The 12,113-nt window shown below is 66.2% G+C and carries 13 protein-coding genes; 7 read left to right on the forward strand and 6 right to left on the reverse strand.

Features of this window, described 5'->3' with window-relative positions:
- Positions 1-84 precede the first annotated feature (84 nt).
- Positions 85-1,293 carry a CaiB/BaiF CoA-transferase family protein gene (locus ACIBI6_RS18175; RefSeq protein WP_364344162.1) on the forward strand — a complete coding sequence of 403 codons (1,209 nt, stop codon included), beginning with the start codon at positions 85-87 and terminating at the stop codon, positions 1,291-1,293.
- A gap of 222 nt (positions 1,294-1,515) precedes the next feature.
- The gene (locus ACIBI6_RS18180; RefSeq protein ID WP_364344168.1) at positions 1,516-2,433 is read left to right on the forward strand and encodes a hydroxymethylglutaryl-CoA lyase; all 918 of its coding nucleotides are present in this window, start codon (positions 1,516-1,518) and stop codon (positions 2,431-2,433) included.
- A gap of 47 nt (positions 2,434-2,480) precedes the next feature.
- Here the strand turns inward: ACIBI6_RS18180 and ACIBI6_RS18185 are convergent, their stop codons facing one another.
- Positions 2,481-3,314, reverse strand: a complete 834-nt coding sequence (locus ACIBI6_RS18185) for a GNAT family N-acetyltransferase (protein WP_364344171.1) — start codon at positions 3,312-3,314, stop codon at positions 2,481-2,483.
- Positions 3,315-3,379: 65 nt separating this feature from the next.
- Positions 3,380-3,721, reverse strand: a complete 342-nt coding sequence (locus ACIBI6_RS18190; protein ID WP_364344174.1) for a hypothetical protein — start codon at positions 3,719-3,721, stop codon at positions 3,380-3,382.
- 228 nt (positions 3,722-3,949) lie between these two features.
- Here ACIBI6_RS18190 and ACIBI6_RS18195 point away from each other — a divergent pair, with 228 nt between their 5' ends.
- Entirely contained in the window at positions 3,950-4,426 is a 477-nt protein-coding gene (locus tag ACIBI6_RS18195) for a hypothetical protein (RefSeq protein WP_364344177.1), read from the forward strand.
- 50 nt (positions 4,427-4,476) lie between these two features.
- Here ACIBI6_RS18195 and ACIBI6_RS18200 read toward each other — a convergent pair whose 3' ends face one another.
- Together ACIBI6_RS18200 and ACIBI6_RS18205 are read right to left on the reverse strand one after the other, a co-directional pair.
- On the reverse strand, positions 4,477-5,622 hold the full coding sequence (locus ACIBI6_RS18200; RefSeq protein WP_364344180.1) for an acyl-CoA dehydrogenase family protein: 1,146 nt from the start codon (positions 5,620-5,622) through the stop codon (positions 4,477-4,479).
- A gap of 9 nt (positions 5,623-5,631) precedes the next feature.
- Positions 5,632-6,804 (reverse strand): acyl-CoA dehydrogenase family protein, encoded by a 1,173-nt coding sequence (locus tag ACIBI6_RS18205; RefSeq protein ID WP_364344183.1) that lies wholly within the window; start codon positions 6,802-6,804, stop codon positions 5,632-5,634.
- A gap of 198 nt (positions 6,805-7,002) precedes the next feature.
- On the opposite strand from ACIBI6_RS18205, the gene ACIBI6_RS18210 reads away from it, so the two are divergent.
- Complete coding sequence (locus ACIBI6_RS18210) at positions 7,003-7,755, forward strand: hypothetical protein (RefSeq protein WP_364344186.1); 753 nt, start codon at positions 7,003-7,005, stop codon at positions 7,753-7,755.
- 4 nt (positions 7,756-7,759) lie between these two features.
- On the opposite strand, the gene ACIBI6_RS18215 is transcribed toward ACIBI6_RS18210, so the two are convergent.
- Entirely contained in the window at positions 7,760-8,896 is a 1,137-nt protein-coding gene (locus ACIBI6_RS18215) for an epoxide hydrolase (RefSeq protein ID WP_364344189.1), read from the reverse strand.
- An 89-nt stretch (positions 8,897-8,985) separates the two neighbouring features.
- Here ACIBI6_RS18215 and ACIBI6_RS18220 point away from each other — a divergent pair, with 89 nt between their 5' ends.
- A complete protein-coding gene (locus ACIBI6_RS18220) occupies positions 8,986-9,945 on the forward strand; it encodes a helix-turn-helix transcriptional regulator (protein WP_396957153.1) in 960 nt (319 codons plus the stop codon).
- A gap of 57 nt (positions 9,946-10,002) precedes the next feature.
- The gene (locus tag ACIBI6_RS18225; protein WP_364344195.1) at positions 10,003-10,332 is read left to right on the forward strand and encodes an MmcQ/YjbR family DNA-binding protein; all 330 of its coding nucleotides are present in this window, start codon (positions 10,003-10,005) and stop codon (positions 10,330-10,332) included.
- Positions 10,333-10,341: 9 nt separating this feature from the next.
- Here the strand turns inward: ACIBI6_RS18225 and ACIBI6_RS18230 are convergent, their stop codons facing one another.
- Entirely contained in the window at positions 10,342-11,259 is a 918-nt protein-coding gene (locus tag ACIBI6_RS18230; protein WP_396957155.1) for an SMP-30/gluconolactonase/LRE family protein, read from the reverse strand.
- 130 nt (positions 11,260-11,389) lie between these two features.
- Here ACIBI6_RS18230 and ACIBI6_RS18235 point away from each other — a divergent pair, with 130 nt between their 5' ends.
- Entirely contained in the window at positions 11,390-12,112 is a 723-nt protein-coding gene (locus ACIBI6_RS18235; protein WP_364344201.1) for an alpha/beta fold hydrolase, read from the forward strand.
- Position 12,113: the final 1 nt, after the last annotated feature.

The following is a 12,113-nucleotide window of genomic DNA, read 5'->3' on the forward strand; positions in this document are numbered from 1 at the left end:
GGGCCGTGCGGGTGCTTTACCCGCATTCGCCGAGGTACCAGGTCGGGCCGCTGCCGGGCGGCGCGATGGTACAGACTGATGCCCATGAGTATCAGCCCGCTGGACGGGGTTCGCGTCCTGGAACTCGGCAATTACATCGCCGCGCCGACCGCTGGTCGCATCCTCGGCGATTTCGGTGCCGAGGTGATCAAAGTGGAGCGGCCGAAGGCCGGGGACGAGCTACGCAACTGGCGGCTCTACGGCGGCGATACCTCGATGCTGTACCGCACTATCAACCGGAACAAGAAGTCGATCACGCTGGATCTGCGCACCGAAGCGGGCCGGAGCATCGTGCTGGATCTGCTCCGGCATTGCGATGTGCTGTTGGAGAATTTCCGGCCGGGGATGCTGGAGAAGTGGGGCCTCGGCCCGGATGTGCTGAACGAGGTCAATCCGGAACTGGTGATCACGCGGATCTCCGCTTACGGCCAGACCGGACCACTGGCCGCACGGCCCGGGTTCGCGGCGGTCGCCGAGGCGGTCGGCGGACTGCGTGAACTGGTCGGGGATCCGGATCGGCCGCCGGTGCGGGTCGGTGTGTCCATCGGTGATTCGATCGCGGGGATTTATGCGGCGTTCGGCACGGTGATGGCGTTGTTCCAGCGGGAGCGCACCAACGCATCGATTCCGCTGGGGGAACGTGTCATCGATGTGGCGTTGAACGAGGCGATCCTGTCGGTGATGGAATCGCTCGTGCCCGACTATCTTGCCTACGGCATCAACCGCGAGCGGGTCGGCGGGCGGATGGAGGGCATCGCGCCGAGTAATGCCTACCCGACCAGCGACGGTACGAGCATCATTATCGGCGGCAACGGTGATGCCATCTTCCAGCGCTATATGGAGGTGATCGGCCGTCCCGATCTGGCCGCCGATCCGGAACTGCAGGACAACGCCGGACGCTGGCGCAATCGCGAACGGCTCGACGCGTCCATTGCCGAATGGACCGTGCGGCATACCCGCGACCAGGCGCTGAAAATATTGGAGGCGGCCGCCATTCCGTGCGGTCCCATCTACACTGCCGCAGACATCGTCGTCGACGCGCAGTACAAGGCGCGCAATATGATTCAGCCGTTCCCGGTGGATGTCGGTGCGCCGCAACCGAAGACGGTCGGCTTTCCCGGCATCGTGCCGGTGATCGGTGAAAAGTCCCTGCCGATCCGCAATGTCGGTCCGGACCTGGGTGAGCACACGCGCGAGGTGCTGTCGGAACTGCTCGGAATGAGCGATGCCGATATCGCCGGGTTGGAGGCGTGATGCGCGCCGGTATCGATGAAGTGGAGGCGGTATGACGCGACGGGTATACGGCAGGCGTCGACCGCCGGGGCGCAGTGTGCGCGAAGTGAGTGCGCCCGGACACGTGCGTCCGACAGTGCATCCCACCCCCGCTTCGAACGAAAAGCCTTGCGGTGGCGTGATGTGCGTGCCGCCGCATGTGCGTCAGGCGCCGCCGGTCCGGGATGCGCAGGAGGAGGAGTGATGCTGCGCGATGTGACATTGCGCGACGGGCTGCAGTTGACCGGAAAGGTGCTGCCGGTTGAGCGAAAGGTGGATATCGTGCGCCAGCTGTTCGCCGTCGGCGTGCCCGCACTGGAGATCGGTTCGATGGCGCGTCCCGATCTGGTGCCGCCGATGGCCAACACCATGGATCTCATTGCCGCGTTGAGCCCCGAAGAGCTGCAGCGCTGTTGGGTTTGGGTGGCCACGCCGCGCCATGTGGAGAAGGCCGCCGCCGCGGGCGTACGCAACTTCCAGTACTGCTTCTCCGCATCGGACGCGCACAATAAGGCCAATATCGGCCGCAGCACCGAGGACAGTGTCGCCGCCATGCCGGATGCGGTTCGGTTGGCGCGGGAGGCGGGCGGCGAAATCCAACTCTGCCTTGCCACCAGCTTCACCTGCCCCTTCGACGGTCCCGTTGATCCCGAGCGAGTTCTGGCAATTGCCAACGATCCGCGCACCGAGGGCGCTTGCGACATCGTCATCGCCGATACCCTCGGCCAGGCCCACCCGACCCAGGTATCCGAGCTGATCTCGGCGGTGCGCGGCCGAACCCCACACCGCCGCATCGTCTTCCACGGTCACGACACCTGGGGCATGGGCGTGGCCAATACCCTTGCCGCCCTACAGGCCGGAGCCACCATGGTCGACGGCTCCCTCGGCGGCCTCGGCGGCTGCCCCTTCGCCCCCGGCGCCAGCGGCAACACCGCCACCGAAGACATCCTCTTCGCCACCCGCCCCAACTGGTTCACCCCACCAGCCCTGGCCACTCTGGTTACCCTCACCGAATCCCTACTCACCGACCTGAACGAACCCAACCGCTCCCGCACCGCCGAAGGCACCCGCTCCAAAGCCACCGCCTTCGAATGGGTCACCCCAGCCCCCGTCGAAATCTAAAGAAACGCGGAAAGTTCGGCGCGCGGCGAGCAGGGAGCGATTGTGGCCTAGGTGAATTGGTAGTGCGTGAAATCGCGGACGGGTTCGAAGCCGATGGTTCGGTAGATGTGGTTCGCGGTGGGGTTGGCGGTGTCGGCGAAGAGGCAGACGTTCAGGTTTTGCCACCGCAGGGTGCGGGATACGTGAGCGGTGAGGATGCTGGCGTAGCCGTGGCCCCGGTGGCCGGGTGGGGTGTAGACGGGGCCGATTCGGGACCATCCGAAGACCGGAACCTGGTGTGCGGCAAGGGAGACGGGTTTACCGTCGAGCTCCCAGAGCCACCAGCGGCCGGTCGAGATGCGGTTCCGGATGGCGATGGCAGTCAGGCTCGGCGGCGGCATACCGGATTCGCGGCGCATGGCTTCGGCCCAATCGACGCACAGGCCGACGTCGGAATCGGTTGCGCGGCGGGCTGATCCGGCGACAATCGGAAAGTTCAGGTCCGCGAGCTGGTAGAGGCGGGTCGAGTACGCCTCCCGATAGCCGACACCGTACCGCTTGCCCCAGTGCTCGGCGAATTCGGCGGCGTCGTCGGTCGCGCCCTCGACCCCGTCCGCGTCCGCGGCGACCTCGGCCAGCGCATCGGCAACGGGCACAACACTTCCCACGGGCAGCTCACCGAGATACATCCCGCGTCCGGCCGCGCGCATGGCGACACCGATCACCGTCGCGTCCTCGTCGTGGACCGATAGGAACCGCGAGTGGTCGGCGTCTACCTGCATGCCGGTCAGGTGGTTGGCGATGCCGGTGGCGATCACCGTGTGCCGCAACGGATCACGCAGCAGAAACGGTTCGGTCAGCGACCGGAACCGCGCGGCGTCGGCGGTGATCTCGATCCTCATACCGAATCACGCTAGAGCCCGAAAGCCCCGTGCGCTCGCAATTTTCCCGCAGCCGCGGGCACGGTTCAGCTCGTTCGGTCCGCGCGTAGCTTCAGCAGCACCAGACCGGCGGTGCACGCCAGAATCAGTCCGGCGACGGTGATTTCGACGTGCAGTCCGGCGATGCCGAGCACGGCTCCGACAATGCCGCCGATGAAAATCAGCCAGGCCGTTATCCGCGACAAAATCGTGGACAGGGTGCGCCCCGGCGGGTTCGACACGACTTGCTGCGAGGTTTCCGGGGCGGCCGATTCGTCGGCCGCGGCGGAGGCTCGCAACGGAGTTGTCGAGTAAGCTCCCATCATCAACTCCTCGATGACGCCGATCAGAGTATTGCCGTCGCCCGATTTGCACCGCGCGTCTCTCATCTAGGTACTGGCGTCTCACGCGTAACTTTGATCACACGCTACGGCCCCGAGACGTGGTTCGACCACGACACGTGCCCGCGACACGCCGAAGAGACCAATTCGATATCTGAATCACCGCTGTTTAATCTGCGCTGGCACTGCCGCGCGCCCAACGTGTTTCCCTCATCTGGCCGGGGCGACCGGCCTCGATTATTGTGAGCCCCACTCGAACGACGAGGAGTGTTACCGATGGAGAGCAGTAGGGCCAAGATCGCCGGTCCGGTGATCGCCGCGGGCGCGGTCTCGCTCGGACTCGTTCTCATCGGAGCCTGCGGACTCGGCAGGGACGACACCTACGTCGCGCCCCCACCGATCAAGTCCGCCAACGACGCCAACGACGCGGTCCCGGCCGTGCGCTACGGCACCACCACCTCGGCGGCACCGAAGGTGATCATCCCGCCCTCGCCGAGTTGGAAGGTAGCGCCGGGACAGCCGCGCAAGCCGGTCGATTTCACCGTGCCGCCGACGGCCTTGCCGGAATCCACGACCCGAGGGTCGCGGACCTCCACTCCAGCAGCCGTACCGCCGCCCGGCTTCAACACCGAGTTCGAGCTGCCCAACACCCAGCCGCGTCCGACCACCGTCGACCAGCCCACCGAAGATCCGCCGACCACGACGCGCCGCGTGCCGACGGCCACCTCGCCGGGCCTGAGCGACGACGAATAGCAAAACGGCGGCGCGTACCTCGCACGCGCCGCCGTTCGAACTACCGAGCCCTACAGCTCCGGCAGGTCGTAGTCACCGACCTGTGCGCTGAGCACCCGCAGATGCTCCAACCCACCACCGAGCGTGCGCTCGATCGCGGTGAGCCGAGCGACGTAATGGCTCACCGGGTATTCCGCGGTGACGCCGATGCCGCCGTGCATCTGGATCGCCTCCTGGCCGATATGCCGAGCCGACCGGCCGACCTGCAGCCGCGCCCGCGAGGCAACCACCGCGTCCACGGAGCTTGCGGAGTGGCCGAGAGATTCAGCGTCGGCCAGCGACGCGTTCGCGTAGAGGCTCATGCTGCGCGCCAGTTCCAGCGAGACATACATATTCGCCGCCCGCTGGGTCAGCGTCTGGAACTTCGACAGAGTGACGCCGAACTGCTTGCGCGTCTTCAGATAATCGGTCGTCAGCCGCAGCGCCTCTTCCATCGCGCCGATGGATTCCGCGCACAGCGCGGCTTGGGCGTGTCCGATCGTGACCTGCACCGCCTCGGCGGCGTCGCTATTGTCACCGAGCAATTCGCCCGCGACCTTGTCGAATTCGATCTGCGCGCCACGCTGACCGTCCAGCGTCCGGTACGACTTGCGCTGCACCCCGGCCGCATCCACCAGGAACAGTCCGATACCACCGGTCGGCAGCACCGCGCTGACGACCAGCTCATCGGCGCTGTCGCCGTGCGGAACCGGATTCTTCAGACCCGTCAGCACCCACGAATCCCCCTGCTGCACAGCGGTGGTCACGAGTTCGGTGGACGGCCAGCGCACACCCGGCTCGGCGTGCGCGAACGCCAGCAGCTTGGTGCCGCCCGTCACCTCGGGCAGAATCCGCTGCCGCTGTTCGGCACTGCCGACCCGCGCTACCAGCCCGCCCGGCACCAGCACCGCATCCAGCAGCGGTTCGGGTGCGAGCCGACGCCCGATCTCCTCGAGTACGACCATCGTCTCGACGGGACCGGCGCCGACGCCGCCGTCCTCCTCGGTGAAGCTCAGGCCGAGCACGCCGAGTTCGGCCAGCTGGTTCCAGACATCGCGGCTCCAGCCGAGTTCGGTGTCGGTGACCTTCAGGCGGGTCTCGGGATCGTAGTTGCGGGCCAGCAAGTCGCGAACCGTATCGCGCAACATGACCTGTTCATCGGTGAGTTCGAAATCCATGGCTGCGCCTCACAATCCGAGGATCGTGGAGGCGATGATGGTGCGCTGCACCTCGCTGGAGCCTCCGTAGATGGTGGTCTTGCGGTAATTCAGATAGCTGGGACCGCTGCGCTGTGCCCAACCGGGCGAGGCGATATCGGCGGCATCGACCGGGAGGGCGTCCTGTCCCGCGATATCGAGCAGCAGCTCGGTCGCGGCCTGCTGCAGTTCGGAACCGCGCAGCTTGAGCACCGACGAGGCCGGATTCGGTTTACCGTCCGAGGAGTTGGAGACCACGCGCAGCTGGGTCAGTTCCAGTGCGAGCAGTTCATTCTCCAGTTCGGCGATGCGCGCGGCGAAGACCGGATCCTCGAGCAGGGTGCCCGAACCCGACTTGGTCTGGCGCGCGTAATCCTTCGCGACACCGAGCTTGACCTTGGTGCGCCCGACTCCGGTAATGCCGGTGCGCTCGTTGCCGAGCAGGAATTTCGCGTAGGTCCAGCCCTGGTTCTCCTCGCCGACCAGCTGATCGGCGGGTACCCGCACGTTCTCGAAGAAGACCTCGTTGACCTCGTAGCCGCCGTCGATGAGCTTGATCGGGCGGATGGTGACGCCGGGAGACTTCACATCGAACAGTAGGAAGGAGATGCCCGCCTGCTTCTTCGGTGCGTTCGGATCGGTGCGGACCAGGCAGAAAATCCAGTCCGCGTACTGGCCGAGGGTGGTCCAGATCTTCTGCCCGTTGACGATGTAGGAGTCACCGTCGCGCACCGCGGTGGTGCGCAACGAGGCCAGATCGGATCCGGCGTCGGGCTCGGAGAAGCCCTGGCACCACCAGATATCCAGCGCGGCCGTCGGCGGCAGGAAGCGCTGCTTGATCTCCTGTGAGCCGAACTGCGCGATCACCGGACCGACCATCTGGGCATTGAACGTCAGCGGCTCGGGCACCGAGGCCAGCTGCATTTCGTCCTGCCAGATATGACGCTGAATCGGCGTCCAGTCCTTACCGCCCCACTCGACCGGCCAGTTCGGCACGGCCAGACCATGGTCGTTGAGGACCTTGTGCGAAGTGACGATGTCCTCGCGGGACAGTTCGTGGCCGTATTTGACGCGGTCACGGATGTCGGCGGGGATCTCGGTCCGGTAGAAGTTCCGCAGCTCGTCGCGGAAGCCCACCTCGTCGGGCGTCAGACTTAGTTTCATACACATCTCCCGGTGTGTCTCGTACAACCGAGTCAAACCTACCCCCCGGTAATCTCCCGCTGTCGAGTGGGTCACAGGGGTAGGTCGGGTATGTGTCGGGCGTCGGGCCTCAGCGGTTGGTCGGGAGTCCCTGGGCGGCGTAAGCGACGAGCTGGTACGTTGCTGCACTATCCCGGTGTTCGGTATCGAGGAGAACGAGTGAACGGCAGATCCATCGCACGCGCGGCCGCCGCAGTGACATCTCTCGGCATCGGAGCGGTCCTCGCCCTCACCGGCACGGCAGTCGCCGAGCCATCCCCCGTCGACGCCGGACTCGAACAGCTCAGCACCGACGCCGGATCCGATCCGGCCGCCCAGGCGGGCGTCGGCGTGCTGAACCAGTTCACCAAGATGGTGGATATCGCCGAACTGCGCAACGTCTCGGCCGCCTTCACACCGTTCGCCTATGCCGCGCCGACCTTCGGCTGCGGCAGCGTCGGCCCGGTCACCACGATTATCGCGGCGGCCTCCACCGACGGCTCCAACCCCAATGGCGCCGCGGATCCGCTGCCCGGCACCCTGCGGTTCAGCGCGACGCCCGCGCATTCGGGCGCCCCGCTGTCCTCCGGTCTCGTGGTGGCCTGGCTGAACGTCAATACCGGCGCGAGCGGCCTCACCACCCTCGACGACCGCACCGAATACAACATGCCGACGCTGTCCAAGACCGTGACCAGCGGTCCCGGCACAGTCATCGCCTCGATGTGGGGCATGATCGACTACCCGTTCGCGCACTGTGTGATGACGCCGACGGTCGGGATGTTCTACGTTCCGGACCTTCCGGTGCTGCCGCCCGCACCGGCACCGGCACAGCCCGCCGCGACCCAGGAGCCGGCGCCACAACCGGTGGCACCGGCCGACCCGAACCGCGCGGGCGCCGTCTCGCAGGACGAGATCGCGCACCAGAACAACTGAGCGCTCAAGCTACCTTGCCGAAGAACGCTCGGATATCGGCGACGTGCATATCCGGCAGTTCCATCGGCACGAAATGGTTTCCGGTATTGCCCTCGGGCCAGTGCGCAATCGTGTTGTCGCGCTCGGCCAGGCGCAGCATGAGTGCGGAGCCGCCCGCGTAGACGCCCGTCGGCACCGCCTTTTGGCCGGTGGGCCAGGCGAATCCGCCATCGCCGAGGCCGTTGTACATCGGCCAGGACGAGGTCCCCGCAGTGTTGGTGAACCAGTACAGGCTGATATTGGTCAGCAGATGATCTCGGTCCATGACGTCCTCGGCCAGGTCGGCCAGCGGGGTGAACTCGTTGAATTTCTGCATCAGCCAGGCGAGCAGGCCCACCGGGGAATCGGTCCAGGCGTGCGCGAAAGTCTGTGGCGCGGCATGCAATAGCACGTGGTGGTTCACCCCGCCGGACATCCAGCCCTGCATCTGATCCCATTCCGCGCGTTCCTCCGGCGTCATCGTCGGCACATCGGCCTCGGTCGGCATGCCGATACCGCCATCGATATGCACACCGACCACGCGATCCGGTGCGATACGGGCGATTTCGGGTGCGACGTAGGCCCCGAGATCCCCGCCCTGGGTGCCATAGCGCCGGTAGCCGAGCCGGTCCATCAGCTCCACCCACATCTCGGCGACCCGACGCACGGTCATCCCGGTCTCCTTGGGCCCTTCGGAGAATGCGAAACCGGGCACCGACGGGACCACCACGTGGAATGCCTGCGCCGGATCGAGCCCGTGGGCGCGTGGATCGGCCAGCAGGTCAATGGTTTTGGTGAATTCGACGAACGAGTTGGGCCAGCCGTGGGTCAGGATCAGCGGCAGCGCATCCGGCTCGGGCGAACGCACATGCAGGAAGTGCACGTCCAGGCCGTCGATTTCGGTGATGAACTGCGGGAACTCGTTCAATGCCGCCTCCTGGGCCCGCCAGTCGAATCCGGTTCGCCAGTACTCGGCCAGCTCCCGCAGATAGTCGACCGGAACCCCGCGCTCCCAGCCCTTGCCCGGCAGCTGCACCGACCAGCGGGTGCGGGCCAGCCGGTCGATGAGATCGTCGATATCGGCCTGCGGAACATCGATGCGGAAGGGGCGAATCTGGTTCATCGGGATGACTCCTAGCTCTCGGGGACAGCAACCACGTTAGGAGGCAAGTAGGACCATCTATGTCCTACTTATCTGGAATTCTGAAAATCATGAACGACACACCCGCCCGCCTGCTGCGCCTGCTCTCTCTATTGCAGACACCACGGGAATGGCCGGGCAGCGAACTCGCCGATCGACTCGGCGTCACCGATCGAACCGTGCGCCGCGATATCGATCGGCTGCGTGAACTCGGCTATCCGGTCGAGGCGACGATGGGTGCGACGGGCGGCTACCGCCTGGTGGCCGGTGCCGCGATGCCGCCGCTCTTGGTCGATGACGAAGAGGCGGTCGCCATCGCGGTCGGGCTGCGCGTCGCCGCCGGATCGGCCCTCGTCGGCATCGAGGAGGCCTCGGTCCGCGCGCTCGCCAAGCTGGAGCAGGTGCTGCCCGCGAAATTGCGCCGCCGGGTACGGGTACTCGGCACCGCCCTGGTGCCGCACACCGACGACGCTCCCGCCGTCGATCCCGAGGTGCTGACCGCACTGGCCGCAGCCGTAGCCAACAGGGAGCGGGTACGTTTCGCGTATCGGGGCGAATCCGGTGCCGAAACCCGTCGGCATATCGAGCCGGTCGGGTTGGTGCCGTCACGGCGCCGCTGGTACCTCGTCGGCCACGATGTGGACCGCGAGGACTGGCGCATCTTCCGCGTCGATCGCATCGACCGACCGCAGCCCACCGGCGCCCGCTACAGCCCGCGCGCACTGCCCGCTGCGGATCCGGCCGCCTATGTGGCGGGCCGCCGAACCAATTGGGGCACACCGTCCTTCCGCGTCCGTGTCACGATCCACGCCCCGATCGGCCGGGTGGCGGGCCGTCTCGGCGACTCCCCGGGCGATATCGCCGCCATCGACGACAAGTCCTGCCGCCTGGACGCCACCCGCGACGACGACCCGACCTGGTTGGCATCTCGCCTGATCGACCTCGGCGCGGACTTCCGAGTCCACGAGCCGCCCGCCCTGGTGGACCGGTTGCGTACGATCGCGGCCCGCATAACCGATGCCGTCACTTGATGGCCGACGAAGCGATGTGCACGATAGGAGTCCGATTTCAGAACCGGAGGCTGAACCGTGCTCGACGCCGACGACGTGCGCCGCATCGCGTTGTCCTTTCCCAAGACCGTGGAGAAGGAACGCTGGAACCATCCCACCTTCGATGTGGCGGGCAAAATGTTCGTCACCATCCCCGGCGATCAGACATCGTTCGCCATCCGCTGCCCCAAACACGATCGCGAAGAACTCATTGCCGCCGAACCGGACAAGTTCTGGGTTCCCCCGCACGAGGCATCCTCCTCCTGGGTCCGCGCCCGGCTCTGCGCCGTGGAAGATATCGACGAACTGTACGACATCCTGCTGGATTCCTGGCGGCAGGCAGCACCACCGGACCTCATCGAGCAGTGACCGATTCGCTCAGCGCGGCAAGCGAATCCGCAGGATCGCACCGCTCTCGGTACCGGCAAGGAGTTCGTCGGAACGACCTGGCACGGCGACCACCGATGTCATCGGTTCGCCGGTCAGTACGGCGCATGCGGTGTTCGTGCCAGGATCGACCCGAATCAGCTGACCGGTCAGGGTGGTCACGTAGAGCACACCGGCGTCATCGATGACGAAATCGTCTGCGAAATCCGGTATTCCGGGTGACACCGTCAAGTCGGCGAGCACGGTGACGCGGCCCGGGTCGTCGATCGGGAAGCGCACGATCCGGCCGAGCGTATTGCCGTTCATGCTCAGGTAGATCGAATTATCCCGCACCACAATGCCATTGGCGCCGGTGTACTTCGCCCACGCGGTCCAGTCCGCGTCGACACCGCCGTCCGGACGAATCCGGATCACGCCGAGGCTGGAGGCGACATACAGATTGCCCAGCGCATCGAATGCGGCACCGTTGGGCATGGTGAATCCGGAGGCGAAAACCGCAGGCCTTGGATCGTTGGGATCGAAGCGCACCACGCCGCCCGGGCGCAGCACACTTGTCGGTGAATCGCCGAAGACGACGTAGAGCAGTCCGTCCGGCCCGAGCCGAATCGCGCCCGGAAATTCGACCGGCACCGTCGCGGTCAACCGGCCCGCGTTGTCGTAGCGCTGCACCTCATTGCGGTACAGCCGCGAAACCCATAGGTTGCCCTGCGCGTCGTACCCCACGTTCTCCGACCAGTCGAGCACCGGCAGCCCCGCGGGCACGGCGGTCGCGGCCTGGGCCGACGCGCATACAGCGACCGCGCCCTGCTCGGATTCGGCGATGGCGGACGGCGCACCGATACCGGCGCAACTCAGCGCGAGCGCGGCGACCGCCCACACTCGTGCGTCCGGACGATAGAGCTTTCTCAAAGCGAACCTCGACCCTCCTGCCGGAACCTCGGCCGGAAGTCTAGCCACCCATGCCGGTTATGCATCGCGAAGTAGACATAGTTATGTCAAGAACTCGACTGTATGTCGACGAGTTTGACAGTATTCACAGATGCCTTTCTTCGATGGCGCGCGCGGGCGTATGCACTATCGGCGATGGCCGGTCGAGCACCCGGTTGCGGTGGCGGTGCTCTTGCCCGGCATGGGCCAGCACAGCGGCCACTACCACCGCTTCGCTCGCATCCCGACCTCGGCCGGGATCGAAGTGTGGGCGCTGGACACCTCGGGGCACGGGTTGAGCGAGGGCGATCCGAATAATCCCGGCACGCTGGTGGAACTGGTAGCCGATGCGATGCGGTTGATCGAACTGGTCCGCGCGGAATTACCGGGTACGCCGCTGATCCTGATGGGCCACTCACTCGGGGCGGTCACCGCCTTGGGAATTCTGGGCGCGGCGGTGCCGGATCAAACCAGCGCGGCCGACGACTTGCACGGATTGGAGGCCAAGTACCCGCTGTGGCCGAGCCTGCCCCCGAGCGAGCTGGTCGGGCTGGTGCTGTCCGGAGTGCCCAAGCGCGCGCTCGGCGGCGGCGCGCCCGGCGCACCCGGCACGCCGTTGCCGAGCACCCTGCCCATCCTCGCCGTGCACGGTATCGAGGACCGCAGGGCGCCGATCGATGCGATGAGGGGCTGGATTCGTCGCCACGATTGGGTAAGTTTGCGTGAGTACGCCGACGCCGGGCACGACCTGTTGCACGAGCCGGTACAAGCGCGGGTCGCCGCCGACATCGCGGACTGGATGCAGGGTGTCGTCGTGGGGTTGACGCACCGGTGAG

Source organism: Nocardia sp. NPDC050412 (assembly GCF_044458825.1).
Lineage (GTDB): Bacteria > Actinomycetota > Actinomycetes > Mycobacteriales > Mycobacteriaceae > Nocardia.

Coding starts and splice junctions, on each gene's coding strand:
- ACIBI6_RS18175 (WP_364344162.1), top strand. CDS start 85: ATGAGTATCAGCCCGCTGGACGGGGTTCGCGTCCTGGAACTCGGCAAT.
- ACIBI6_RS18200 (WP_364344180.1), bottom strand. CDS start 5,622: ATGGATTTCGAACTCACCGATGAACAGGTCATGTTGCGCGATACGGTT.
- ACIBI6_RS18185 (WP_364344171.1), bottom strand. CDS start 3,314: ATGAGGATCGAGATCACCGCCGACGCCGCGCGGTTCCGGTCGCTGACC.
- ACIBI6_RS18215 (WP_364344189.1), bottom strand. CDS start 8,896: ATGAACCAGATTCGCCCCTTCCGCATCGATGTTCCGCAGGCCGATATC.
- ACIBI6_RS18235 (WP_364344201.1), top strand. CDS start 11,390: ATGCCTTTCTTCGATGGCGCGCGCGGGCGTATGCACTATCGGCGATGG.
- ACIBI6_RS18205 (WP_364344183.1), bottom strand. CDS start 6,804: ATGAAACTAAGTCTGACGCCCGACGAGGTGGGCTTCCGCGACGAGCTG.
- ACIBI6_RS18195 (WP_364344177.1), top strand. CDS start 3,950: ATGGAGAGCAGTAGGGCCAAGATCGCCGGTCCGGTGATCGCCGCGGGC.
- ACIBI6_RS18190 (WP_364344174.1), bottom strand. CDS start 3,721: ATGAGAGACGCGCGGTGCAAATCGGGCGACGGCAATACTCTGATCGGC.
- ACIBI6_RS18220 (WP_396957153.1), top strand. CDS start 8,986: ATGAACGACACACCCGCCCGCCTGCTGCGCCTGCTCTCTCTATTGCAG.
- ACIBI6_RS18180 (WP_364344168.1), top strand. CDS start 1,516: ATGCTGCGCGATGTGACATTGCGCGACGGGCTGCAGTTGACCGGAAAG.